The 24543-nt window shown below is 71.2% G+C and carries 19 protein-coding genes; 12 read left to right on the forward strand and 7 right to left on the reverse strand.

The window, feature by feature from the left end:
* Positions 1-1002: 1002 nt before the first annotated feature.
* The 3 genes from P1Y20_RS18435 to P1Y20_RS18445 form a co-directional block, all read right to left on the reverse strand.
* Positions 1003-1602, reverse strand: coding sequence for a DUF8160 family protein (locus P1Y20_RS18435; protein WP_304450157.1), 600 nt, complete (start codon positions 1600-1602; stop codon positions 1003-1005).
* Positions 1599-2414: a ParA family protein gene (locus P1Y20_RS18440; protein WP_304450158.1), complete on the reverse strand. Its 816-nt coding sequence runs from the start codon at positions 2412-2414 to the stop codon at positions 1599-1601. Before P1Y20_RS18440 ends, P1Y20_RS18435 begins: the two co-directional genes overlap by 4 nt.
* Positions 2415-3066: 652 nt before the next feature.
* Complete coding sequence (locus P1Y20_RS18445) at positions 3067-4260, reverse strand: tyrosine-type recombinase/integrase (RefSeq protein WP_304450159.1); 1194 nt, start codon at positions 4258-4260, stop codon at positions 3067-3069.
* Between the two features lie 256 nt (positions 4261-4516).
* Between P1Y20_RS18445 and P1Y20_RS18450 the strand changes: the two genes are divergently transcribed.
* Positions 4517-5353 carry a ZIP family metal transporter gene (locus tag P1Y20_RS18450; protein ID WP_304450160.1) on the forward strand — a complete coding sequence of 279 codons (837 nt, stop codon included), beginning with the start codon at positions 4517-4519 and terminating at the stop codon, positions 5351-5353.
* 75 nt (positions 5354-5428) lie between these two features.
* Positions 5429-6499 (forward strand): glycosyltransferase family 4 protein, encoded by a 1071-nt coding sequence (locus tag P1Y20_RS18455; protein ID WP_304450161.1) that lies wholly within the window; start codon positions 5429-5431, stop codon positions 6497-6499.
* Here the strand turns inward: P1Y20_RS18455 and P1Y20_RS18460 are convergent.
* Complete coding sequence (locus P1Y20_RS18460) at positions 6472-7530, reverse strand: glycosyltransferase family 4 protein (protein ID WP_304450162.1); 1059 nt, start codon at positions 7528-7530, stop codon at positions 6472-6474. The genes P1Y20_RS18455 and P1Y20_RS18460 overlap by 28 nt on opposite strands.
* A 94-nt stretch (positions 7531-7624) precedes the next feature.
* Between P1Y20_RS18460 and P1Y20_RS18465 the strand changes: the two genes are divergently transcribed.
* The 4 genes from P1Y20_RS18465 to P1Y20_RS18480 all read left to right on the forward strand — a co-directional run bounded on the left by P1Y20_RS18465 (position 7625) and on the right by P1Y20_RS18480 (position 13405).
* Positions 7625-9070 (forward strand): sulfatase-like hydrolase/transferase, encoded by a 1446-nt coding sequence (locus tag P1Y20_RS18465; RefSeq protein ID WP_304450163.1) that lies wholly within the window; start codon positions 7625-7627, stop codon positions 9068-9070.
* A gap of 53 nt (positions 9071-9123) precedes the next feature.
* Positions 9124-10545, forward strand: coding sequence for an oligosaccharide flippase family protein (locus P1Y20_RS18470; protein WP_304450164.1), 1422 nt, complete (start codon positions 9124-9126; stop codon positions 10543-10545).
* Positions 10546-10628: 83 nt separating this feature from the next.
* Entirely contained in the window at positions 10629-12476 is a 1848-nt protein-coding gene (locus P1Y20_RS18475; RefSeq protein ID WP_304450165.1) for a class I SAM-dependent methyltransferase, read from the forward strand.
* Positions 12473-13405 (forward strand): glycosyltransferase family 2 protein, encoded by a 933-nt coding sequence (locus tag P1Y20_RS18480; protein ID WP_304450166.1) that lies wholly within the window; start codon positions 12473-12475, stop codon positions 13403-13405. The genes P1Y20_RS18475 and P1Y20_RS18480 overlap by 4 nt, the downstream gene beginning before the upstream one ends.
* Here P1Y20_RS18480 and P1Y20_RS18485 read toward each other — a convergent pair.
* A complete protein-coding gene (locus tag P1Y20_RS18485) occupies positions 13394-14653 on the reverse strand; it encodes a glycosyltransferase family 4 protein (protein WP_304450167.1) in 1260 nt (419 codons plus the stop codon). The genes P1Y20_RS18480 and P1Y20_RS18485 overlap by 12 nt on opposite strands.
* Positions 14654-14867: 214 nt before the next feature.
* Between P1Y20_RS18485 and P1Y20_RS18490 the strand changes: the two genes are divergently transcribed.
* Together P1Y20_RS18490 and P1Y20_RS18495 are read left to right on the forward strand one after the other, a co-directional pair.
* Complete coding sequence (locus P1Y20_RS18490; RefSeq protein WP_304450168.1) at positions 14868-16010, forward strand: glycosyltransferase; 1143 nt, start codon at positions 14868-14870, stop codon at positions 16008-16010.
* Between the two features lie 42 nt (positions 16011-16052).
* A complete protein-coding gene (locus tag P1Y20_RS18495) occupies positions 16053-17738 on the forward strand; it encodes a glycosyltransferase family 39 protein (RefSeq protein ID WP_304450169.1) in 1686 nt (561 codons plus the stop codon).
* Here the strand turns inward: P1Y20_RS18495 and msrA are convergent.
* Positions 17713-18243 (reverse strand): peptide-methionine (S)-S-oxide reductase MsrA, encoded by a 531-nt coding sequence (gene msrA, locus P1Y20_RS18500; protein WP_304450170.1) that lies wholly within the window; start codon positions 18241-18243, stop codon positions 17713-17715. The two genes, P1Y20_RS18495 and msrA, sit on opposite strands and share 26 nt — an antisense overlap.
* 66 nt (positions 18244-18309) lie before the next feature.
* The gene (locus P1Y20_RS18505) at positions 18310-19176 is read right to left on the reverse strand and encodes a helix-turn-helix transcriptional regulator (protein ID WP_304450171.1); all 867 of its coding nucleotides are present in this window, start codon (positions 19174-19176) and stop codon (positions 18310-18312) included.
* A 188-nt stretch (positions 19177-19364) separates the two neighbouring features.
* On the opposite strand from P1Y20_RS18505, the gene P1Y20_RS18510 reads away from it, so the two are divergent.
* The 4 genes from P1Y20_RS18510 to P1Y20_RS18525 all read left to right on the forward strand — a co-directional run bounded on the left by P1Y20_RS18510 (position 19365) and on the right by P1Y20_RS18525 (position 24392).
* A complete protein-coding gene (locus P1Y20_RS18510; RefSeq protein WP_304450172.1) occupies positions 19365-20510 on the forward strand; it encodes an SAM-dependent methyltransferase in 1146 nt (381 codons plus the stop codon).
* Positions 20507-21724 carry an MFS transporter gene (locus tag P1Y20_RS18515; protein ID WP_304450173.1) on the forward strand — a complete coding sequence of 406 codons (1218 nt, stop codon included), beginning with the start codon at positions 20507-20509 and terminating at the stop codon, positions 21722-21724. Before P1Y20_RS18510 ends, P1Y20_RS18515 begins: the two co-directional genes overlap by 4 nt.
* Before the next feature lie 111 nt (positions 21725-21835).
* Positions 21836-22951, forward strand: a complete 1116-nt coding sequence (locus P1Y20_RS18520; protein WP_304450174.1) for a DegT/DnrJ/EryC1/StrS family aminotransferase — start codon at positions 21836-21838, stop codon at positions 22949-22951.
* Between the two features lie 7 nt (positions 22952-22958).
* Complete coding sequence (locus tag P1Y20_RS18525) at positions 22959-24392, forward strand: flippase (protein WP_304450175.1); 1434 nt, start codon at positions 22959-22961, stop codon at positions 24390-24392.
* Positions 24393-24543: the final 151 nt, after the last annotated feature.

Consider the following 24543-nt stretch of genomic DNA (forward strand, 5'->3'; position numbering starts at 1 on the left):
GCCTGAGCGGCCGTCACGGACCTTCGGGGGACGCACGGAGGGGGCTCTACACGTCGTTCCGTCCTCGACGCTCCCCGCGGGACTCCGCTTGTAGACGCATCCGCGCGACCTCGTTCACGTAGCCCTCGACGGAGCTTCGCCTCCCCATACACGGAGCGCCACTCACCTCGTTCCTGTTCGTCCACTCCTTCAGGTCCGAGAGAACGACCTGAGAACGGTAACCGTTCTCCTCTTACTCTCCAACGGTAAGTTAATGGACTGTTGCACTAGCTACTGCTTATTTGTTTTGGTATCTAGTATCGGCGTCGTCGGAGGAGCTAGCTCAACTCCTCGTGCTATATCTGACTTTTCTGTTCAGATCGGTATCTGTCACGATGATTCCTCCCCGTCCTCGGCAAATAGTGCCTCTTCTGGCCTGGGGGGGAGGGGCCTCTCTCCCCGTTTCACCGGAAACGCGGTGTGTGTGTCTCGACGTTTCCGACCGACTTGAGGGATCGGTTCCAGTGGAACGACTGGAACCGAGCGTCGACGGCCGAGGGTTCGATCGAATCCGTCCGACGATGAACGCCGGTTCGCTGCCGATTGCCTCTCCGTCGATATTTCACCGGAAACGTGGTGTCCGCGAGCGTGACGATTCCGGCCGGGACCGAACACCACTACGGATGAGTAGCGGAACGGGAGAGAGCGAGGACACCGAATTTCCGGTGAATCGGCGACACACTCTCTTTTTGAATACACTATCTATTTAAAGAATTTATCGACTTCCACCGGAAACACGGTGTGTCCGCACCTTTCTCGTTCGTTCTCCCTCCTCTCGTTTCCCAGTCCCCTCGGCGACTCGCACTCCCGTCCCCTCGCCCTCGATGCCGTCCTCGCCGTTACTCGAGTGCGACGCTTCGTCCCCGGGTGGTTTCACCGGAAGCGAGGTGTCCCTTCGGAGGGACACTGGGGGGACACTGGAGGGACACTGGAGGAACACCGGAGGGACGACCGGGTCGCGCCCTACAGGTCGTCCAGAAGGGACGCGATACGGTTCGCGTCCGCCCCGTCGAGTGTCTCGAAGCCGTGTTTGACGACCAGTGGGAAGAAGTGGCGGTTCTTCTCGAACTCCCGGTCGTACTCGTACTCGTATGCGACCTTGAGCGTCCCGTAGACCCGGTCCAGTTCGCGCTTCTGTGCGTCGGGGAGGTACATGTAGGTCCCCACCCGCTCGCTCTTGACGCCCCCGCTGGTCGTCCCGGTCTCTCCGTTCGGGGGCCCCGTCCGCGACGTCGAATCCGTCCCTGCGTCGCCGTCGTCAGTACCGTCGCCACCACGTCCCCGTTCCCGTTCCTGTTCCAGTGTACCGTCACCACCGTCGCCGTCCGACTCGACACCGCTCGTCGCACCATCGCTCGTCGCACCACCGCTCGTCGAACCGTCCGGTTCGTCCACCGTCTCTATCGACGCGTCCGTCGATGCGTCGGTCTGGTCCGTCGATGCGTCGGTCTGGTCCGTCTCGTCCATCTCGGGGGACACGTCCTCGCCGGACCGTTCAGCGCGCTGGCGGGCACGCCCTCGGCGGTTTCGAAGCCGGTCCGCGCGGCTTTCCTCGCCGCTCATCGCGACGCCTCCACGCCGGACGCGGTGGTCGCCGCCGCCGAACCGAACCCGAACTGTTCGTCCAGGTCGGCGGCGATGGCGAGGAACTCCTCGGCCATGTCGACGGGTTCCTCGTACTCGAACAGCGAGACGCCGTCGCTGAACGCCCGCTGGAGTGCGACGCGCTTCCTGACCTCCCAGACGGGGATGTCGGGGAAGGCGTCCTCGAACCAGGCCATCATCTCGCGGGCCTCGTTGGTCGTCTCGACGCGGTTGGCGACCAGACCGCGCTCGCGGACCGTGATGTCGTAGTCGAGTTCCAGCGCCTCGACGTGGTCGAAGAGGAGTTCGAGCGCCCGCTTGCTCGTCGACTCCGCGAGCGCGGGAATCAGCACGTTCCCCGTCGCGTGCAGCGCGTTGTCGGTCAGGTAGCCGAGGTGCGGCGGGCAGTCGACGATGACGTAGTCGTAGTCGTCCTCGACGTGGTCGAGCGCCAGCGCCAACTGTTCGCCGCCGCGACGCGACAGCGTCAGCTCCGGCTCCGCCGCGGTCATGTCGATGTTGCTCGGGATCACGTCCATCGCGGGGTGCTCGTGGACGAGGTCGGCGATGGCGCCCCGGGACTCCGCGTCGGTCAGGACGTCGAAGAGGCTCGGCGGCGCGGCGTCGTACGCCTCGCGGAGGCCGAGGCCCTCGCTCGCGTTCCCCTGCGGGTCGAGGTCGACGAACAGGACGTCGCGCCCGCGAGCGTTGAGCGCGCCGGCGACGTTGATGGCGACGGTCGTCTTCCCGACGCCACCTTTCTGGTTCGAGACGGCCAGTCGAGCGGGCATCACCGGCCCCTCCGCGACCGGCACCCCACCGGTCGTCGCTTCGCTCGGTCTGTCGTTCCGGACTTCGGGACGGTCATACTCTATCGTTCGGACCTGCGACCTTAATCGTACGTCAGACGCCGGTCGGACGTTTCGGCTCTCTCTTTACGTTCGTACCTCTCGTACAGTTTGGACGAACTTGCTATCTCTGACGTACGTACTAGTTCGTACAAACTCGACGCGCTCGGCTGACGTCCCGACCCCCCTCTCCTCTCCTCTCCTCTCCTCTCCTCTCCTCTCCTCTCCTCTCCTCTCCTCTCCTCTCCTCTCCGTTCCCCTACTCACCACAGGACGGCTCACGGCCTCGTCCGACCCATTCGGTTCTCTCGGGTGGTTCTGACGGTTCGGCGAGTTTGGACGATTGGGATATCTCGGACAACTCGTCGTGCGGTCCTCCCGGGTGTGTGCTCCGGCGACACACGAACGTGCGCCCGGGTCCCACTGGAGGAGCCACGACCCGAACAGGTCTGACAGCCAAACTCTATGGGCTGTCTCGTCCCGTTCGTATTATTTGTACAGTTTGTACAGTTAGTATCGTTTGTCCCATTCGGACGAGTTCGACGACAGTTCGCGGTCGAACGAGGTCCGGTGAGCGTTGCTTCGCGGCCGTCGCTCACTCGAGTTCGTCGAGGTGGGCGTCGATGCGTTCGGTCCGCTCCTCGGCGTCGATGTGCTGGTAGGCCTCCCGGGTCGTCGAGAGGGACTTGTGGCGCGCGAGGTCCTGGGCGTCCCCCCGGTCGCGCCGGTAGACCGCCTCGAGCATCCCGCGGCGCGCACCGTGGAGTTGGAGGTAGCCCGGACCGTCCTCGTCGACGTCGACGCCGGCTTCGTCGGTCAGTCGGCGCAGCAGCGAGCGCGCGCCCGCCGTCGTGAGCGCCGGCGGAGCGACGTCGTGCTCGCGGAGGACGCACTCGACGTCCTTCGCCTCCAATATTTCGTCGGCGTCCGAGCCGAGCGCCTCGCGGACGGCGCGGTACTTGCTCGGCGCGTGGGCGGTGGGGAACACCGGCCAGTCGTCGCTCGGGGGGCGCTGGACCGCTCGCCAGCGCTCCAGTCCCCGTGCGGCGACGCGTGGCAACAGCGCGGCCTCCCGGCGCTGGTCCTTCCCGAGGACGCGCATCGTCCCCCGGTCGAGGTCCACGTCGCGCCAGCGGAGCCCCTGACGCCCCGGCCGGTCGTCCTTCGGGTGTCTGAGGACCTCCGCGCCCCGGACGGCGGCGTACGCCAAGACGCGCACCAGCGCCCGGTCGCGCACCGGCGTCCCCGCGTCGAGGCCGTCGGTCTCGACGGCGGTCGCCGCGCGCCGGTCGACGAACGCGACCAGCCGCCGGCGCTGCTCGGGCGACCAGAACTGCTGGTCGGTCCGGTCGCGCTCGGCGTCGGGGAGTTCCTCGCGCGCACGGTCGGCGAGCGCTGGATTCCGCGAGAGGACGCCGTCGCGCACCGCGTAGGAGAGACAGCCGGAGACGTACGCGAAGTAGGTGTGGGCCGTCGTCGGTGCGATGCCGTCGTCCCCCCGGGTTCGCCGGGCGAGGTGGGCGGCGTACCGGCGCATCACCCGTCGGCCGTCGTCGTCGAGGTCGACGAGCCCGTAGTCCCGCGCGTCCATCCACGCGCGCCACCGGCGGAGTTCCGACGCCGCGCTCGCCCGGTAGGTCCCCGTCGGCGTCCCGTCCCCGCGCGCCCCTCGGCTCTTGGAATCGAGGTAGCGCGCGACGAGCGTCTCGAGGTTCTCCTCGTCCCGTCCGAGTGGGGCAGGGCCCGTGTCCTCACGCCCGTCACCGCCGTCGCGCTCGTCGAGTCCCATTCGGCTCGACCGACGGCGCGGCCCCACGTAAGTCTACTTCGTTGTACTGGACTACAACGAAGTGAATCACCGATTCAGGATTATCGCGATACAGCATCCGAGAGTCGTGGATACGGCGTTCCGACGTGATGTATACTGCATGTGGCTATACGATTCTCCCCGAAAATGACGTGCTACCGACAGCCCCGCGGCGACTCGTAGACCTATACGGTCGGGCGTACACTCCCCTGACGACGACGATGAGTTCACTCGACAGGTGGTGGGGGTGGTAGGCGACCAGTTCGTCCAGGTGGTCGGGTCGAATCCGGTCGTGCAGGGGCTGGTCGGCGGCCTCGTCATCGCGTCGCTCAACCTCCTCGGGGCGTCGCTGGTCCTCGTCTGGCGCGACCCCTCCGAGCGGGCGCTGGACGGCGCGCTCGGGTTCGCCGCGGGCGTGATGCTCGCCGCGAGCTTCACGAGCCTCATCCTCCCCGGCATCGAGACGTACTCGGGTGGCGACCCGGTCCCGGTACTGGTCGGCGTCGCCCTCGGCGCGCTCTTCCTCGACCGCGCCGACGTGCTCGTGCCCCACGCGCACTACCTCCTCTCGGGCCGGCAGCGCGCCGACGCGGCGAACCCGGGCGAGGACATCCCCGTGAGCGACGAGCGCCTCGCGGGCGTCGTGCTGTTCGTCCTCGCCATCACGCTCCACAACATGCCCGAGGGACTCGCGGTCGGCGTGGGCTTCGGCAGCGGCGACCTCGACACCGCCATCCCGCTGATGCTCGCCATCGGCCTCCAGAACGTCCCCGAGGGGCTGGCGGTGTCGGTGGCCGCGGTCAACGCCGGGCTGGACCGGCGGTTCTACGCCGCGGTCGCCGGCGTCCGCTCGGGGCTCGTCGAGGTTCCGCTGGCCGTCCTCGGCGCGTACGCCGTCGGGACGGTGTCGGCGCTCCTGCCCTACGCGATGGGCTTCGCCGCCGGCGCGATGCTGTTCGTCATCAGCGACGAGATCGTCCCCGAGACGCACGTCAGGGGTCACGAGCGCGTCGCCACGCTCGGGACGCTCCTCGGCGTCGTCGTCATGCTCTACCTGGACGTCTCGCTTGGCTGACCCGGTCACGTCCTCGGTTCGCACGCGTCGACCGGACCGAACGATTAATCCGGTCGAGGAAAGTCCTGATAAACGATGCGAGTTCTGCAGGTCACACATCGCTACCCGCCGAACGTCGGTGGCGTCGAGACGCACGTCCACGAGCTGGCCGAACGGCTCTCGGCTCGCGGACACGACGTCTCGGTGGTGGCCGCAGACGCCCCCGTCGAGGGCGAGGGCGAGGGCGACGTCCACGAGACCGACGGGGGCGGCGTCCCCGTCGCTCGTCACCGCGGCTGTGCGCCCGGCGGCGCGTTCCACGTCGCACCGGGCGTCCTTCGGTCGGTCCTGTCGAGCGACGCCGACGTCGTCCACGCCCACAACTACCACTCCCTGCCGGCGGCGTTCGCCGCCGCCGCGGCCGGCGACGCGACGCTCGTCGTCACCCCCCACTACCACGGCCGGAGCGCGTCCCGACTCCGCGACCGACTGCTCGCCCTCTATCGACCGGTCGGCCGGCGCCTCCTCGCGCGCGCGGACGCGGTCGTCGCGGTCAGCCAGTGGGAGCGCGACCGCCTCGCCGACCGGTTCGACGTCGACGCCACGGTGGTTCCGAACGGCCTCGACCTTGCGCGCTTCGCGGGGGTGACGCCCCTCGAGACCGACCGTCCCTACCTCCTCGCGGTCGGCCGTCTGGTCGACTACAAGGGGGTCCGGAACCTCGTCCACGCGCTCCAGGGTCTCCCCGAGTACGACCTGCTGGTCGCCGGCACCGGACCGTACCGCTCGACGCTGGAGGGGTGTGCGGAACTGGCCGGCGTCCGCGACCGGACGACGTTCCTCGGCTACGTCGACGACGCGGCCCTGCCGGCGCTGTACGCCGGCGCGTCGGTCTTCGTCTCGCTGTCGGAACTGGAGGCGTACGGCGTCACCGTGGCCGAGGCGCTCGCCAGCGGGACGCCCTGCGTCGTCAGCGACACGACGGCGCTCTCCGAGTGGGCGGAGCGCGCCGACTGCGTCGGCGTCGACCACACCGACCCGCCGTCGGTCGCCCGAGCGGTCCGGGCGGCGGCCGACCTGTCGGCACCGAGCGCCCCCCTCCCCGACTGGGAGGACACCGTCGACGGCGTCCTCTCGGTCTACGAGCGGGCGTCGCACACGGCGTGAAACGCCCGACGGAACGCCGCCCGTCGGGTCGTCGCGTCGAACGTCCGCCCCCGGTCGCGGGCGAGCGCCGATAGCGTCTCGCGCGCCGCGACCGACCGGTCGAAGTAGTCACACACCCCGCGGGCGAGCCCCTCGACCGTCGGCGGCACGACCAGTGCCGGGTCGAGCGCGTACGCCTCCGAGCGGGTCCCCGTCGTCGCCGTGACCAGCGGCGGCACGCCGGCGCGCAGCGCCTCCAGCGTACTCACCGGGAAGGTGTCCATCCGCGAGGGCTGGACCGCGAGCGCCGCCTCCCCGAGCGCCGCCGGGAGGTCCTCGACGAACCCCCGAACCTCGACGCCCGGGACGTGCCCGTACGCCTCGGGGTGGCCGCGCCCGACGACCGACAGCGTCGCCCCGGGGTGGCGCTCGCGCACCCGCGGCCACGCCTCGACGAGCAGGTCGACGCCCTTGTAGCGGGCGTTCCGTCCGACGACGACCGCCCGGGTCGACGCGAGCGCCGGGTCGACCCGTCCGAGCGCGTCGAAGCGCTCCGGTTGGACGTACGGATGCGCGACGCGGACGGGTGCGTCGGGGCCGACGAACGGTCGGACGAAGTCGGCGGCGAACGACGAGACGGCGACGCAGCCGTCGATACCCCACCGGCCGACGCGTTCGGCGGCGGGGCGGCCGAACCGCCCGACCAGCGACTTCGCCGCCGACTGCCCCGCGAAGTCGCCGCGGCCGAGTTCGTAGAGGCCGTGGTCGGCACAGAGGTAGACGACGCGCGCGCCGGTCCGGGCGCGCGCGAGAAGCGCCGCGTACAGCGGCTGTGACCCCTCGACGAGGTAGACGTCGTATCGTGGATACGACAGGCCGTTGAGGGCGTCCTCGAGGAGCGTCCCCGACAGCGGGCCGGCGTCGAGACGCCGGAAGTCGACGAGGTCGGCGCCGACCGCCTCGGCGAACCCGCGGTGGGCGGGGTGGGGGTCGGTACAGAGCATCGCCACGCGCGGGTCGTCTCTCGCACTCCGGCGGCCGGGTCGGCGCATACCGCCCGGTCGGCCGACCGGGGGTAAACGCTACCGACTACCGGTCGGGATAGTCCGTGCCTGTTTATACGGGGGCAGGCCCACCGCCGAGACGATGGCCCACGCCGCGAGCGACCCCCCGCCGGAGGACGAGGCGCGGAACGTCGTCCTCCTCTGTCTCGACACGGTCAGGAAGGACTACTTCGACGCCTTCGCCCCCCGCATCCGCGAGCGCGCCGACGTGCAGTACGCGGGCTGTCGCGCCGCGAGCGCCTGGAGCACGCCCAGCCACGCGAGCATGTTCTCGGGACGGCTCCCCCACGACCACGGCGTCCACACCTACGCCCCGTCGTTCACCGGCCTCGACCGTTCCGCGACGCTCCTCGGCGACCTGCCGGACCACCGTGCGGTCGGCGTCAGCGCCAACGTCTACGCCGGGTCGGCCTACGGCTTCGACGGCCTGTTCGACGACTTCGCGGACGTCACGCGCTACCGGCGCTACCCCGACGCGCTCGACCCGGTCGCCTTCGTCGACGAGCACGCGGGCGAGGGGCTCGCCACCTACCGCGCCCTCGCGCGCGCCGTCGCCGCCCACGACCACCCCGCTCGAAGCCTCGCCAACGTCGCGGCCCACCGCGCGAACGACCTCGTGCGCCACGGGCCGCTCGGCGCGCTCCCCGAACTGTTCGACGACGGCGCGCGCGTCGCCGGGCGCGCGGCCCGTTCTCGCCTCGACAGCGAACCGTTCTTCCTCTTCGTGAACGTCATGGACGCCCACGAACCCCACCGTCGCGTTCGAGGGTACGACGGCCCCGGCGGCGTCCCCCGGGGGTGGAGTTCCGAGTCCCTCGACCCGGCGGACGTCGTCGGCGACGTGCCGGGCCGGATGACGGACGTGCGCCGCTACCGGGCGCTGTACGGCGCGTCGATAGACTACCTCGACCGCTGGACCGTCGACTTCGTCGACCGTCTGCAGGACGCGACCGACCGCGAGACGACCGTCGTCGTCACGGCCGACCACGGCGAGAACCTCGCGTACACCGACGACGAGCGCCTGTTCGGCCACATCGGGAGCCTCTCGGAGGGCCTCCTGCACGTCCCGCTGTGCGTCCTGAACGCCCCCGAGAACCTCGGCACCGTCGAGGGGTCCGTCTCGCACCTCGACCTCGGTCGGCTCCTCGTCGGCCTCGCGCGCGGGGAGACTCCCGACGTCGTCCGCGACCGGGCGGCGGCGGAACTCGTCGGACGGACGCCGAGCAACGACGCCCTGACCGGCGAGCGCTGGGACCGCGCCCGGCGCTGCGTCTACGAGGACGACCGGAAGTGGGTCTGGGACGACGCGGGGACGGTTCGCGCCTACGACCTCGACCCGGCGCGCCCGTGCGAGCAGACGCCCGTCGAGGGGGACGCGACGGTGCCCGACTGGGCGAGCGAGTTCTTCACGACCGAACCGGACCTCGCGGCGTTCCGCGAGCGCGCCCGCGCCCGTGCGGACGAGCGCGACGCCGACCCGCTCGACGCCGACGTGCACCGGCGACTGGCGGACCTCGGCTACCGATGACCGTTCGGGTGTTCGCGGGGGGAGGCGTGACCACGGGAGGGCGGGCGTAACCCGTGGACCTCGACCGCTCCAGCGTCGCGCTGTACGGCGCCCGTATCGTCATCAGCCTCGTCGGTTTCATCAGCACGGTCTACTTCGCGCGGGAACTGGGCTCCTCGGGGCTGGGCCTCTACTTCACGTTCGAGACGGTCGTGAACGTCCTCGCGGTGTTCTCGCGCTTCGGCGTCGACAACGCCGTCATCAAGCGCATGAGCGCGGCCGACACCGACGCCGAGCGGGGACGGTACCTCACCGGCGCGCTCGCCGTCGTCACCGTCCCGTTCGTCTGCGTCTCGCTGGTCGTCCTCCTCGCGCGCGGGCCGCTCGACGCGCTGTTCGAACTCGCGCTCGTCCCGCTCCTGGTGGTCGTCCTCGCCGTCGAGACGGCCCAGTGGGTGCTCATCTCGGCGCTCCGCGGCGAGCAGCGCATCGCGACCACCGCCGGCCTGGAACTGCTCGGCGAACTCGCCCGCATCGGCGTGAGCGTCGGCCTCGTCCTCGCCGGCTTCGGCGCCGTCGGCCTCGTCTACGGCCTCATGCTCGGACAGTTCCTCCGCGCCGTCGCCGCCGCCGGCCTCATCCGGACGCGGCTGCGCCGTCCCACCCGCGAGACCGTCCGGAGCCTCCTCTCGTTCTCGAAGTACGCCGCCGGAATGAACGTCAGTCACCTCGCCTACAGCTGGTTCGACACGCTGGTGCTCGCGCTGCTGGCGTCGAAGGCCGCCGTCGGCGTCTACGAGTCGGCCTGGCGCGTCAGCCTCGTCGTCATGCTCGCGAGTTCCTCCATCGGCGTGGCGCTCGCCCCCTCGGTGAGCAGCTGGCACGCCAGCGAGGAGTGGGACCGCATCGAGAGCGCCGTCAGCGAGGCCGTCACCTACGCCCTGTTGCTCGTGGTTCCCGCCGTCGTCGGCGTCGCCGTCCTCGGCGAGGCGTTCATGGAGGTGGTCTACCGCTTCGAGACCGGGGGGCTGGTGCTGGTCGTCCTCGTCGCCGAGAAACTCCTGCAGGCGGTGAAGGACGTCGCCCAGAGCACGCTGCTCGGTACCGAGCGCGAGCGGGTGGTCTTCTGGACCAACGCCGTCACCGTCGCGGCGAACGTCGCGCTCAACCTCCTCCTGGTCCCCGTCTTCGGGATGCTCGGGGCGGCGGTCGCCACGTTCGCCACCGCCGGCACCGCCGCGGTCCTCCAGGTCGCCGTCCTCCGGCGCTCGATGGCGTTCGGGGTCGACCGCCGGGCGGTCGCCTGGCAGGTCGGGGCCGCGCTGGCGATGGGCGCGGCGGTCGTCCTCGCCTCGCGGGCCGTCCCGCCGACGACCGTCCCCCGGCTGTTCGGCCTCATCGGCCTCGGCGTCGCCGTCTACGGACTGTGCGTCCTCGGCCACGGCGGGATGCGGACGCGCCTCCTCGCGGTCCTTCCCCGCCCCGGTAGCTCGTGACTTATAATAACCCTCTCGCGTCTATCCCCTCACGATGCGACCTATCGCCTACCCGAGCGACGCGCCGACCGCGAGGGACCCGGATGCGTGACGAGGTGCTCACCCGCTGGGTGAACCAGCCGCCCGCCGACCCCGTCTACCAGTACCTCCGCGACGCGGAGAAGGAGTCGGCGTGGGAGGTGCTCGGGGCGCGGGAGCGGGTCCTCGACATCGCCTCCGAGGCGAACGTCACCCGGGGGCTCGACGCGGCGTACGTCGCCCGCGTCGACTTCTCGTCGACGGCCATCGACTACGCCCGCGAGGTGCTCGGCGACGAGGTCGACCGCTACGAGTGGGTCGACCCGGAGACCCCCCGGCTGCCCTTCCCCGACGACCACTTCGACGGCGGCGTCTCCATCGGGCCCTACGACTGGAAGTTCCTCGACGTGACGGCCCTGACCGCCGAGGTGCGCCGCGTGACGCGCGGCGACGGCCTGTTCGTCTTCTCCGTGCCGACGCCCCGCTCGCCGTACCACACCGGCGGTCGGTTCAGCCTGCGCTACTACACGCCCGGGGCGGCCCGCTCGCTGCTCGCCCCCGGGTGGGAACTGGCGGACTACGACCTCGTCTACCAGCACCCCTACTGGCTGCACTCGAAGCTCGCGATGGCGCCGCCGGCGCTCCAGCGGCCGTTCGTCACGGCCGCGAAGCGCCTCGACGACCGCCTCGACGCGCGCGACGACTGGGACGACGCCTCCTACCTCGTCCTCGGCGCGCGGCCCCTCGACTACGAGCGCCACGTCGAACGGGCGCTCGACTGCCTCTATCGCCCGACCGACGAGAACGGCTTCTGGGACGCCGAGGGCGGCCACATCGTCCGGGCGCTGGAGTACGACGTCGCCGACGGCACCATCGCGGGGTGGACGCCGACCGACGACGTGGTGTGGCGCTACGCCCCGTTCGCGCTGATGGGGTCGCTGCGCTGGCGGTGCTCGTCGCTCGGCGACGGGAGCCGCGACGCGAAGATAGAGCGCGAACTGGCGTACTTCCGCGAGCGCGTCGCCGACCCCGACACCCTTCGCGAGATGCCGAGCTACGGCATCGGCGCGCTCACCTACGCCTTCGCGCGCGCGGCGACCGTCTACGGGACCGAGTACGCGACGGTCGCGCGCGACCTCTACGAGCACGCCGACGAGCGCTTCGACTTCGACGACAGCGAGGACTCGCTCCTGCTCTACGGCTGGACCTACCTCTACGAGGTCGACCCGGGTGCCGACCTCCGGCGCTCCATCGACGGTGCGCTCTACGAACTCGTCGAGCGACAGAACGCCTGGAAGACGCTCTTCTACTTCGACAACCCGACCACCCGCCGCCACCAGAACCAGATGTACACCCTCTGGGCGCTCTCGCGGGCGGTCGAGGTGACCGGCTGCACCGGCTACCTGGAGAACGTCGAGGCGGTCCTCGACTACACCATCGAGGAGCGCATGCGCGACGACGGCGCGTTCATCTGGGAGGACCCCTCCCGGCGGACGTACGCGGGGGCGGAACTGCGCCGCCGCCTCGGCACCGGCTTCTCGCGACCCCCCCACTGGGAGTTCCTCTACCCGTGTCACCAGACGTTCTTCGTCGTCGCGGTGGCGCACTACTACGCCGCGGGCGGCGAGCGCGACTACGACGACGCCCTCGGCGAGGCCATGCGCTGGATCTACGGCCGCAACGACCTCGGCGCCGACCTGACCGAGGTGAGCGGCCTCGGCGTCCCGGTTCGGTTCCTCACGACCGACGGCCGCCTCGACGTGGCCGACCAGCAGTTCAAGGGCGCCTACGAGGTCGGCGCGTACGTCATGGCGCTGACCGACCTCGTCGAACACGAACGCGCGCGCGCCCGCGGCGGGACGCCCCGCGTCGGGCGGCGTCGCGCGCCGGACGCGACCGACCGCTCGCCGTGAGTCCTCGCACCGACGGGCCGCTCGTCAGCGTCGTCGTCCCCACGTACAACCGCTCGGGCGCGGTCACCGGGGCCGTCGAGAGCGCCCTCGACCAGACGTACTCGAACCTGGAGGTCGTGGTGGTCGACGACGGGAGCACCGACGACACCCGGGCGGTCCTCGACGACTACGCCGCCGACCGCGAGCGCGTCCGCGTCGTCCACAGCGCGACGAACGAGGGCATCCCCGCGGCGCGCAACCGCGGCCTCGCGGCCGCCCGCGGCGAGTACGTCTGCCCGCTCGACGACGACGACCGCTGGCACCCGGCGAAGGTCGAGCGCCAGGTCGCGGCGCTCGACTCGCTCGACGACGACTACTGGGGCGTCTACACCCACGGCCGCATCGTCGACCGCGAGGGCCGCCTGGAGGCGCGCGTCGAGTCCGACGCCGCCGGCGACGTCTACCCGGACGTGCTCGTCGAGATGTCGATACTCCCCCACTCGGGGCACATGGCCCGCGCGACGTGTCTGGAGGCGGTCGGCGGCTACGACGACGGGTTCGACGTCGCCTGCGACTGGGACCTCACGGTTCGCCTCTGTCGCCGGTGGAAGGTCGCGCTGCTCCCCGAGGTGCTCGTCGAGCGCACCCACGGTGGGGACAACGTCACCGGCGACCCGGGCTACGACGTCCGGGCGCGGGCGCTCGTCGCCGAGAAGTTCGAGGGAGCAATCGAGGAAACCGGCGTCGCACGTGCGTTCGCCGCCGCGAGCGCGCGCGAGCGGGGACTGCTCGCGCTCGACCGCGGGGAGCGATGGGAGGCGACCCGGCGGTTCGCGGCCGCGTTTCGGGCGGCCCCGACCCCCGACCACCTCGCGCTCGCCGCCCTCGCGCCGCTCGGCCCCCGGGGCCTCGCCGTCGCCCGCCGCGTCCGGTCGCTCCTAGCGCGCTGAGGTCGCGAGGTCGCGGTACACCCCTCTGAGGGTCGCCGTCTCGCGCTCCCAGTTGTACGTCCGCTCGACCGCCCCGCGGGCGTGCTCCCCTAACTGCTCACGGAGCGCGGGGTCCTCGGCCAGTTCGACCGTCGCGTCCGCGACCGCCGCGCTGTCGCCGTCGGCGACGACCCGGCCGCAGTCGGCCTCGCGGACGACCCGACCGAGCGTGCCGACGTCCGTGACGAGGACGGGCTTTCGCATCGCCATGTACTGGAAGAGCTTGTGGGGGACGGTCGTCGCGGTGTGGGGGTTGTCGCGGTGGAGGACGAACGGGAGGTCGATGGCGGCGATGTGAGCGGGGACGGCCTCGAAGTCCACCCAGCCGGTGAAGGTGATGCGCTCGCCGACGCCCGTCTCCTCGGCCACCTCGCGCAGGTGGCGGTCGTAGGCGGCCTCGCCGGCCGACCCGACGACGAGCAGGCGGGCGTTCGGGACGCGCTCGACGACGGCCGGCATCGCCTCGATGGCCGTCTCCAGCCCCCGGTGAGGGCCGAAACTGCCCACGTAGCCGAGGACGAACTCCTCCTCGTAGCCGTCGACGGGTGGCGTCTCGGCGTCGAACGTGTCGAGGTCGACGGTGTTCGAGACGACGGCCACCGAGGAGGGGGAGACGCCGCAGTCGGCGACGTAGTGGGCCTTCCCCTCCTCGGTGACGGCGAGGACGCGGTCGGCCCGTCGGACGCCGTCGCGTTCGAGGCGCTTGAGGCGGGGAACGGGCGTGAACAGCGTCTGTACCGTCCGGCGCGGGAGCGCCATCCCGGTGCGCCACTGGCGGGCCGCCTCGGGGTAGTTCTCGTGGAGGTCGGCGACGAGCGGGCAGTCGTACGCCTCGGCGACGGCGAGGCCGGTCCGGACGAGCGGGAGGTCGTGGACGTGGAGGGCGTCGAGGCGCTCCTCCTCGACGAAGCGCGCCATCTCGCGGCGCCAGATGACGTCGGTGAGCGTCAGGAGGTAGCGGACGGTCTTGGCGGTCCGCTGGACGGTGGTGTAGCGCTCGCGGCGGTGGATGCGCCGGACCGCTATCGGACCGACGCGGTCGTAGGTCGGCTCTCGTCCCTCCTCCCGGCCCAGACAGAGGAGGTGGACGTCGTGGCCGGCCGCCGACAGCGCCCGCGCCTCCTTCTCGACGCGGACGTCGTGCGGGAAGAACCCCCGCAACACCATCCCGATGCGCATCGACGCGTCGCCGGCCGCTGGCTCGCTCATTGGCGGGCGTAGCGGGACCAGGGGCATAACTATGGAGCCGGTACCGTCGGCGCGAGCGGCGTCAGACGGCCACGGGGCCGCTCGCGCGCAGTATGGGGCTCCTACTCCTCAGTACGTACCGTATAGTAATCCGACTGTCACTGTTCTCCGAATGTATGGAACCGGGAGTGATGTGTCGTGGGGGGAGTCGGCGTAACAGGGAACGCGGCGGGTCGTGCTAGCGCTGGTCGCCCTCGGCGTCGCGCTCCTCGCGGCCACGGCACTCCCCTACGTCGGCTTCCTCGCGCTGTACGCGTGGGTCAGGCCGTCGGGGTCGCCGGCCGCGAAGCGACCGTCCGAACCGACCGTGAGCGTCGTCCTCCCCACGTACAACGAGGCGCGCATCGTCGAGAACAAGCTCCGCGACCTCGTCGCGCTCGACTACCCGATGGAGAAGGTCGAGATCGTGGTCGTCGATTCGAGCACGGACGAGACGCCCGACCTCGTCGAGTCGTTCTTCGCCGACCGCGACGCGCCCGCCTCCACGCTCATCCGTGAGGGCGACCGCCGCGGCCTCGCGCGCGCGCTCAACGACGGCTACGCCGCCGCCGAGAACGAAATCATCGTCAAGACCGACTGCGACGCCCGCCTCGCGCCCGACGCGCTCCGCGAGGCGATGGCGAACTTCGCCGACCCCGCCGTCGACGGCGTCACCGGCCGCAACGCGGAGGTCCTCGGCGGGAGCGAGGTCGAGACCGACTACCGCGGCATCCAGTCGCACATCCAGACGCTCGAGTCGCACCTCGACTCGACGTTCATCTTCCACGGGCCGTTCTCGGCGTTTCGCCGCGAGGCGGTCGTCCCCATCGACCCCGGGTCGCTGGCCGACGACTCCGAACTCGCGCTGCGGATCCGGCGTAACGGCGGCCGGGTCGTCTTCGACCCCGCCGTCGCGTACATGGAGGCGGCCCACTCGGCGTTCGCGAAGCGCCGCAAACAGAAGGACCGCCGGGCGATGGGCCTCGTCCGCCTGCTGGTCCAGCAGCGCGACGCGCTCGGTCGCCACGGCCGCTACGGTCGGGTCGTCCTCCCGTTCAACTGGCTGTTCATGCTCGTCTCGCCGTGGCTGCTCGCGACGGGCCTCGCGGCGCTCGTCCTCGGCGCGGTGACGACGGCGGGGGTCGCCGGCCTCGCCCTGCCCGCCGCGCTCCTCGCCTTCGTCGCCGCCGGGTCGCGCGACGTCCTCGGACCGTTCCAGCCGTTCTACGCGCTGTTCGACGCGCAGGTGTCGCTGCTCAGCGCGGCCGTCAGGCTGCCGCTGACGAGCACCGACGGACTGTGGGAACCCGACGCCGAACTCCGCGAGGCGTATGACTGACCGCGCGTCCACGGCGGTCGTCCCCCAGGGACGGTGACTCGCGTGGCCGACGCGAGCGAGGACCGCCCCACGACCCCGACCGCCCGCCTCCGACGGGCCCTCCTCGCCCACGGCTGGCTCCTCGTCGTGGCGCTGGCCGCTGTGGTGCGGTTCGCGACCCTCGGGGCGGAGAGCCTCTGGACGGACGAACTCATCACCCTCGATTTCGTCACCGCGAACGGTCCCCTGGAACTCCTGTGGGTCATCCCGCTCAACCAGCCCCACCTGCCGGTCTACTACGTCCTCCTCGACCTGTGGACGGCGCTCGCCGGCACCTCGGAGGCGGCCCTGCGCTTCCCGTCGGCGGTGTTCGGGGTCGCGGCCGTCGCCGCGCTCTACGCGCTCGGGACGACCCTGTTCGACCGCCGGGTCGGCCTGCTGGCGGCGACGGTGCTCGCGCTCTCGCGCTTCCACGTCTATCACTCCCAGGAGGTGCGGATGTACAGCCTGCTGACGCTGCTGACGGTCGTCTCCTACCTGCTGCTCGTCCGCGTCCGCGACGGTGACGACCGGCGCGACCGGGTGGGGTACCTGTTCGTCACGCTCGCGCTCCTCTACACCCACCCCTTCGCCCTGTTCGTCGTCGCCGCCCAGGGGACGTACCTCCTCGGCCGGTGGCTCCACCGCGAGGGGTGGCCGCCGACGGTGCCGCCGCGCTGGCGACTGCCGGCGCTGGGCGTGACGCTCGCCGTCGCGCCGCTGCTCGTGGGTGCCCTCCTCCGGGGACGCTCGGCGACGTACTCCTACATCCCGCCGCCGACGCCCCGGCAGGTCGTGGGCGCCATCGCCGAACACGTCGGCTACGCCGGCGCGCCGCGCTGGGTGCTGTTCGCCGGTCTCGCGCTCTCGGGAGCCGTCGTCGCCGTCGGTCTGGTCGACGCCCGCGGCGCGTTCGGCCGCTGGCGGGGCGCGCGCGGGTCCGCCACGACGCTCGCGGCGACCGTCCGCCGCCTCCTCCCGCGCGACGGCGAGAGCGAGAACACCGCGCTCGTCCTCCTCTGGTTCCTCGGACCGTTGCTGGTCCCGGTGGTCGTCTCCTACCTCGTGACGCCGGTGTTCTGGCCGCGCTACACCATCGCGGCCTCCCCCGCCCTCTTCGTGCTGATGGCGAAGGGCGTCCGGGACATCCCCCGCCCGCCGCTCCGGGCCGTCGTCGCGCTCCTGCTCGTCTGTAGCCTCCTGCCCGGCGTCGTCCAGTACCACACCACCACGCAGAAAGAGGAGTGGGACGAGGTGGGCGCGACGCTCGACGAGCGCGCCGAGGCCGGGGACTTCGTCCTCGTGGCCGACCGCATCACGCGCCGCGGCGTCGACCACTACTCCGCGCGCGCGGGCGAGGACCTGGTCGTCCGCGACGTCATCGCCGTCGATTCGGGGACTGGGTACGCCCCGACGCCCAACGAGACGATACGCGAGATGGTCGAGGGGCGCGACCGGGTGTGGGTCGTGTTCTCGCACATCACCGAGGACGACCGCGAGCGCGTCCTCGACCACGTCGAGCGAGACCACACGCGCACCTGGGAGCGCTCGTTCGTCGGTATCGACCTCTACCTCTACGAGCGCGCTCCCGAAGCGCAGTCGGTCGAAACCGTCGACGCCGCGGGTTCGGACCGGCAGGGGACCCCCACCCGTGCCCCCTCGAACCGGGTGATGGCGAGACCGCCTACGCCTGCTTCAGCTTCGCCGTGAACGTCTCGCGGACCTTCTCGACCTTCGGCGCCGCGTGCATCCGACAGTAGGCGTCGCGGGGGTTCTTCTCGAAGTAGTCCTGGTGTTTCTCCTCGGCCGGGTAGAACGTCTCCAGTTCAGTGATTTCCGTGACGACCTCGTCGGCGTACTCCTCGTCGAGCGCCTCGACGTAGGCCTCGACCTGTCGTCGCTGGTCCTCGTCGTGGGCGAGGACGATGGAGCGGTACTGGGTCCCGACGTCCGGCCCCTGGCGGTTCAACTGGGTGGGGTCGTGCGTGGCGAAGAACACCTCCAGTAGCTCGTCGTACCCGATGACGTCGGGGTCGTACTCGACCTGGACGACCTCCGCGTGGCCGGTGGTACCGCTACAGACCTCGCGGTAGGTGGGGTTCTCGGTGTGGCCGCCCGCGTAGCCCGACGTGACCGACGCCACGCCGTCGAGTTCCTTCATCGCCGCCTCGGTACACCAGAAGCACCCGCCGCCGAACGTGGCTCGCTCCGTCATGGGTCGAGAGAGGTGACAGAGGAGTATGTACCTGGCGTCCGCGTCCGCGTCCGTGGTGGTCGCGACTCACTCCCGCTCCGCGTCGAGGCCCGCCACGCCCTCCAGCGGGTCGGAGTCCGCCTTGAACAGGTCGTACACCTGCTCCGCCCAGTCACGCGCGCGCGAGGCGTCGGTGTCGACGAAGACGTGCAGGAGTCCCGTCTCCTCGTCGTAACCGCCGATGCCGACCCGGTCGTCGAACAGCGCGAGGCCGTAGGGGAGCGCCTCGCGGGTGAACAGCGTGAGTCGCCCCGTCTCCAGGACCCGCCCCGCCTGCTCGGGATAGGTCGCGAGCAGCGCGTCGACGGCGTTCGGCAGGTAGACGAACTCCGTCTCCATCTCCTCGAAGAGGCGCTCGTAGAACGTCTCCATCGTCAGCGGTGCCATCGCGGTGGTGTTGAACCCGCGGAGGGTCGCCGACGCCTCGACCAGCGAGACGAACCGCCGCACCGGGCGGTAGGGGTCGGCCGGGTCGGCGGTGGTCACCGTCGCGTCGGCGAACGGCTCGATGACGAACTCCTTGTGGTTCTCACAGATGCTCGACAACAGGGGTGCGAGGCGCTGGGCGGCCGCCACGTGGAGTTCGAAGCGGAGTATCTCCTCGGCGATGACCTCCCCCTGCCCGGTCAGCGCGAACTCCCCGTCGACCTTCGTCGCCAGCCCCTCGTCCTCCAGCCAGCGCGTGAAGCGGTGGCTCGTCGCCCGCGAGACGCCGAGCGCCGCCTCGATGTCGCGCCGGTCGAGCGGACCGTCGAACAGCGCCTCCAACAGCGGGCCGTGACGGACGTACTCGCAGAGTCGGTCGGTGTCGATGCGCCGCTCCTCGTCCAGCCGGGTCCGGATGTCGAGTCGCGCCGCCTCCTGTCGAAGCTCCTCCGCGATTGTCGAAGTCATGATACGAATCGCCGAGCGTCTCGCTCGACCCTCCCGTGCGACCGGATGCCGTGGTCGCGGATAAGCCTATCTCAGGCGACGAGACGCGTCTCACGCCGCGAACGGTGTCCGACCCCGGCGAGCGATTCCACCTCCCCGAACCTCTCTCGAAAATTAACTATAACGCCGTCGGCGCGCAACCATGTGGTATGTCCACGACCGACATCGACGCGACCGAGGCGTTCGTCGACCGACTGCTCGACGCCACGCGCGGGGCCTTCGAGGTCTTCACCGTCTACCTCGGCGACCGACTGGGGTTCTACGAGGCGCTGGCCGACGGCGAGTGGGTCACGAGCGCCGGCCTGGCGGCGCGGACCGACTGCGACGAACGCTACGTCCGCGAGTGGCTCGAACAGCAGACCGTGACGGGGTTCCTCGAGGTGCGCGAGGAGGACGCCGCGCCCGCGGACCGGGCGTTCCGCCTCCCGGCGGCGCACGTCGAGGCGCTCGTCGACCCCGACAGCCCGAACTACGTCGTCCCGCTGTTCCAGGTGTTCGCGGGGGCGGTCCGGCCGCTCGACGCCGTCGTCGACGCCTACCGAACCGGCGCGGGCGTCCCCTACGAGGCGTACGGCCGCGACCTGCGCGAGGGCCAGTCGCGGGTCAACCGTCCGGCGTTCCGTTCGGACCTGAGCGAGGAGTGGTTCCCCGCCATGCCGGACGTCGAGGCGCGCCTGCACGCCGGCGGCGCCCACGTCGCGGACATCGGGTGCGGCGGCGGGTGGGCCTGTATCGGTCTCGCCGAGCACTACCCCGAGGTGCGCGTCGACGGCTACGACCTCGACCGGGCGAGCGTGGCACTGGCGCGCGAGAACGTCGCCGCCGCCGGCCTCGACGACCGCGTCTCGATTCACGAGCGCGACGCGAGCGACCCGTCGCTCGCGGGCGAGTACGACCTCGTGACGGCGTTCGAGTGCGTCCACGACATGTCGGACCCGGAGGGGGCGCTGCGGACGATGCGCCGCCTCGCCGGCCCCGACGGGGCGGTGCTCGTCGTCGACGAGCGGGTCGGCGAGACGTTCACGGCCGAGGGCACCGACGTCGAGTGGATGATGTACGGCTGGAGCGTCCTCCACTGCCTCCCCGTCGGCCGGGCCGAGCATCCCTCGGCGGCCACGGGGACGGTCATGCGCCCCTCGACGCTCGGGGCGTACGCCGAGGCCGCCGGCTTCGCGGCGGTCGAAACCCTCCCCGTGGAGAACTACTTCTTCCGGTTCTACCGGTTGATTCCGCCCGTCGAGCGCGGGGACGAGGGTGACGCGCGCGCGACCGACATCGAGGTGGAGGAGCGATGACCGGGAGCGACTCGGACCGGGCGCGGGTCCCGTGGCGCTCGCCGACGGTGCAGATCGTGCTCGCGAGCACGCTCCTCGCGCCCCTCGGCGTCCCGCTCGTCAGTCCCGCGCTCCCCGTCGTCAGGGACGCCTTCGCGCTGACGGACGCGCGGGCGAGCCTGCTCGTCAGCGCCTACTTCGCCGTCGGCATCGTCCTCTCGCCGTTCATCGGCCTCGTCGTCGACCGCGTGGGTCGTCGGCGCGTGCTCGTCTGGTCGCTGCTCGGGTTCAGCGTCACGGGCGGCGCCATCGCGTTCGCGCCGACGTTCGACGTCGTGCTCGCGCTCCGCCTCGTCCAGGGCGTCGCCTCGGCGGGCGTCTTCGTCACCACGGTCACCATCATCGCCGACGCCTACGAGGGCGTCCAGCGCAACGCCGTCTTCGGGGCGAACATCGCCGCCCTGTCGCTCGGCGCGGCGGTGTTCCCCCTCCTCGGCGGGGCGCTCGCCGCGGTGTCCTGGAGCGCGCCCTTCCTGGTGTACTTCGTCGGCGTCCCCCTCGCGCTCGTGGCGGCCGTCGCCCTCGAGGAGCCGACGAGCGACCGCGAGACGCGGAGCCTCGCCTACCTGCGCGGGGCCGCCTCCGCGCTCGTCGGGCGCGACGCGGGGACGTACTACGGCGCGGCGTTCGTCACCGAACTGCTCACGCTGGGCGCCATCGCGACGGCGCTGCCGTTCCTGCTGTCGGCGGAGTTCGCCCTCGCGCCGCTGTTCATCGGGGTGGCGCTGCTGGCCTCCGAGGGCGCCGCCATCGTCGTCTCGATGCAGAACGGTCGCCTCGCGCGGCGCTTCACGAACCGCCAGCTCGTCGCCGTCGGCTACGGCTGTTTCGGCGTCGGCCTCGCCGCGATGTGGGTCGCCCCCACGCCGGCGGCGGTCGCGGTCGCGGTGGGCGTCTTCGGCGCCGGCCTCGGGGTGAGCATGCCGGCGGTCGACGCCGCCGTGAGCGACCTCGTCGCCGAGCGCTACCGCGCCGGCGCGCTCAGCATCCGCAACAGCACCACCTTCCTCGGGCGCGCTGCGGGACCGGTGCTGTTCACCGGCCTCGGCGCCGTCGTCGGCTACCGCCCCCTGCTGGCCGTCGCGGCGGCGGGGACGCTCGCGCTCGCCGTCGCCACCCTCCTCACGGGGCGACAGTCGCCGCACGGGACGCCCCACCCCGACCCGGGCGACTGAGCGGCGGCGTAAGCCGCGTATAACAATGCCCGGTCGACGGGTCCCCCCACGACAGATGGCCCGTCCCCGCGAGTACCGTCGGTTCCCGAGCGTCGTGTCGGCCGTCCGGCGATGACCGCCCCCGACGTCGCCTCCGAACCCCGCGAGCACCTCTGGCCGCTGCGGTCACCGTCGCGCCGGAGCGTCCGCCGGACGCTCGACCGTGCCGGCGTTCCCTATCGACGCTGTTCCAGCAGCAAGGTCGCGTTCCGCACCGCGCTCGCGGCGCTCGACCTCGCCGGGTCGAACGTCCTGCTCCCGGCGTACCTCCCGCCGGGTATCGTCGAACCGCTCCGCGAGTTCGACCTCGAGCCACGGTACTACGGTATCGGCCCGGACCTGACGCTCGACGTGGCCGACGCCGAGGCCCGCGTCGACGACGAGACGGCGGCGGTGATGGTCGTCCACTACTTCGGGTTCCCCCAGCCCTCCTTCGAGGCGTTCGCCGACCTCGCCGAGCGCCACGACCTCGCGCTCGTCGACAACGCCTCCCACTCCGTGCTGAGTCGCCACGAGGGACGCCTCCTCGGGACGCGCGGCGACGTGGGGTTCTCCAGCCTCCACAAGACGCTCCCTATCCCCGACGGGGCGGTCCTCTACTTCAACGGCCCGCGGGTCGACCCCGCGACGCGGTACCCCCTGATGGGCACCCGCGAGCGCTACACCGCCGCCGACGTCAGACACGTCGCGGGCGTCCTCGCGGCCCGGACCGGCCGACTGGGGGCGGCGGTCGACAGCCTGGCGAAGGCGGCGTCGAACGGGGGCGCCCCCGCCGCGCCGCCCTCGGCGGACCCGGTCGGCGAGTACCAGGGGGTGAAACGGCGGCTGTCGCGGCTGTCGGCGCTCGCGCTGACGCGCATCGACGCCGTCGACGTGGTCGCGACCCGGCGGGCGGTCTTCGCCCGGTGGCTCCACCACCTCGCCCCCGACGACCGCTTCACCCCGGTCTTCGAGCGCCTCCCGGCGGGCGTCTGCCCGTGGTACTTCCCGGTGCGCGCGGCCGACCCCGGGGCCGTCGTCGACGCGCTCTCCGAGTTCGTCACCGTCTTCACGTGGCCGACGCTTCCTGCGGACGTCTCGCGCGCGTTCCGGGTCGAGCACGACCTGGCCGACAGTCTCGTCGTCCTCCCGGTCAACCAGGACATGACGCCGGCGGACGTCGACGCGCTCGCCGCCCGCCTCCCGTGACCCACCTATGTCGATGAACATCTCCCGGTCGAGCCTGAAGCTGTTCGGGGCGCAACTCGCCACGAACGCCGTCTCGTTCGTCGCGCTCGCGTTCTTCGCCCGCCAGCTCGGGAGCGCGCAGATGGGCGTGTTCTTCCTGTTCCAGGCGGCGTCGAGCGTCCTCGTGATGCTCTCGGACCTCGGCCTCGCGACGGCGATGGAGAAACGCATCAGCGGCGGCCAGGACGCCGGCAGCGTCGTCTCCTCGGCGGCGGCGCTGATGGTCGGCCTCCTCTCGCTCGTCGCCTTCGGCGTGCTGCTGTTTCGCGGGCCGCTCAACGCCTACATCGGCGCCGACCTCGCCGGCTGGCTCGTCCTCGCCATCACGCTGACGCAGGTGAAACGCCTCACGATGGCGTGGTACCGCGGCGACCTCCGCGTCGGCGACACCGCCGACATCCAGCTGCTGAGTTCGCTCCTCCAGATGGGGACGTCGGTGGCGCTCATCCTGCTCGGCGTCGACGTGCTGGCGCTGGTGTTCGGGGTGCTCGTCGGCTCGGCGCTCAGCTCCGCGTGGGCGCTCGTCCGGAACCGGCCGCCGCTGTCGCGCCCCCGGACCGACGACGCGACCTCGCTCTTTCACTACGCGAAGTACAACCTCATCCCGAGCATCGGTATCGAGGTCCACAGCTGGACGGACGTCCTCATCATCGGGCTGTTCCTCACCCAGTCGGCCGTCGGCGCCTACGAGGTGGCCTGGCGGGTCGCGGGCGTGACGACGCTGCTCGCGGCGGCCATCAGCATGTCCGTCCTCCCCCAGACGAGCGCGTGGGACGCGAACTCGGAGACCGACCGCATCGAACGGCTCGTCTCCTCCAGTATCGTCCCCTCGCTGTTGCTCATCATCCCCTCTATCTTCGGCGTGGCGCTGCTGGCGCCCGACGTGCTCGGCCTCGTCTTCGGGGAGGACTTCGGCGCCGCCTCGCTCGCGCTGGTCGTGCTGGTCGCGGGGAAGATTCCCGAGGCCATCCAGCTCGTCGTCGGCAAGTGTCTGCTCGGGCTCGACAAGCCGAACCTCGTCGCGCGGGCCACCGTCGTCGCGCTGGCGCTCAACGTCGTCCTCAACGTCGCGCTCATCACGGAGTTCGGCCTGCTCGGCGCCGCCGTCGCCACCACGTTCTCGTTCACCGTCGGGATGGTCCTGCGCGTCCACTACCTCCGGGAGTTCATCGCGTTCCGTCTCCCCTACGCGAACCTCGCGTGGTGCGTCGTCGCCTCCGGGGTGATGGCGGCCGTCGTCGTCGCCGTCCGGACGCAACTGCCGACGACGACGGTCCCGCGCCTGCTCGCGACGGTGGCCGTCGGCGCGGCGGTGTACGCGGTCGTCGTCCTCCTCTACCCACCGTTGCGGTCGTTGCTCCTCGGGTACGTCTCGGACCTCGTCCCCCGTCCCGCCGCGTGACGCCGGACCGTTTAGCCGACCGTTGCGACGCTCCATACCGGACGACGCGACCACACTATCATCGAAACACGACGTTTTAGTACCCGAGAACCACTCGAAGTATGTATTTTCAGAAAAGATAGGTATAAACGCGGACATCAGAGCAGATGTC

The organism is Halomarina ordinaria (assembly GCF_030553305.1).
Taxonomy (GTDB): Archaea; Halobacteriota; Halobacteria; order Halobacteriales; family Haloarculaceae; genus Halomarina; species Halomarina ordinaria.

Bases quoted from the DNA above. Each gene is read 5' to 3' on its own strand.
- P1Y20_RS18510 (WP_304450172.1), top strand. From the start codon at position 19,365: ATGTCCACGACCGACATCGACGCGACCGAGGCGTTCGTCGACCGACTG.
- P1Y20_RS18515 (WP_304450173.1), top strand. From the start codon at position 20,507: ATGACCGGGAGCGACTCGGACCGGGCGCGGGTCCCGTGGCGCTCGCCG.
- msrA (WP_304450170.1), bottom strand. From the start codon at position 18,243: ATGACGGAGCGAGCCACGTTCGGCGGCGGGTGCTTCTGGTGTACCGAG.
- P1Y20_RS18440 (WP_304450158.1), bottom strand. From the start codon at position 2,414: ATGCCCGCTCGACTGGCCGTCTCGAACCAGAAAGGTGGCGTCGGGAAG.
- P1Y20_RS18485 (WP_304450167.1), bottom strand. From the start codon at position 14,653: ATGAGCGAGCCAGCGGCCGGCGACGCGTCGATGCGCATCGGGATGGTG.
- P1Y20_RS18465 (WP_304450163.1), top strand. From the start codon at position 7,625: ATGGCCCACGCCGCGAGCGACCCCCCGCCGGAGGACGAGGCGCGGAAC.
- P1Y20_RS18520 (WP_304450174.1), top strand. From the start codon at position 21,836: ATGACCGCCCCCGACGTCGCCTCCGAACCCCGCGAGCACCTCTGGCCG.
- P1Y20_RS18525 (WP_304450175.1), top strand. From the start codon at position 22,959: ATGTCGATGAACATCTCCCGGTCGAGCCTGAAGCTGTTCGGGGCGCAA.
- P1Y20_RS18505 (WP_304450171.1), bottom strand. From the start codon at position 19,176: ATGACTTCGACAATCGCGGAGGAGCTTCGACAGGAGGCGGCGCGACTC.
- P1Y20_RS18475 (WP_304450165.1), top strand. From the start codon at position 10,629: ATGCGTGACGAGGTGCTCACCCGCTGGGTGAACCAGCCGCCCGCCGAC.
- P1Y20_RS18460 (WP_304450162.1), bottom strand. From the start codon at position 7,530: ATGCGCCGACCCGGCCGCCGGAGTGCGAGAGACGACCCGCGCGTGGCG.
- P1Y20_RS18455 (WP_304450161.1), top strand. From the start codon at position 5,429: ATGCGAGTTCTGCAGGTCACACATCGCTACCCGCCGAACGTCGGTGGC.
- P1Y20_RS18435 (WP_304450157.1), bottom strand. From the start codon at position 1,602: ATGAGCGGCGAGGAAAGCCGCGCGGACCGGCTTCGAAACCGCCGAGGG.
- P1Y20_RS18445 (WP_304450159.1), bottom strand. From the start codon at position 4,260: ATGGGACTCGACGAGCGCGACGGCGGTGACGGGCGTGAGGACACGGGC.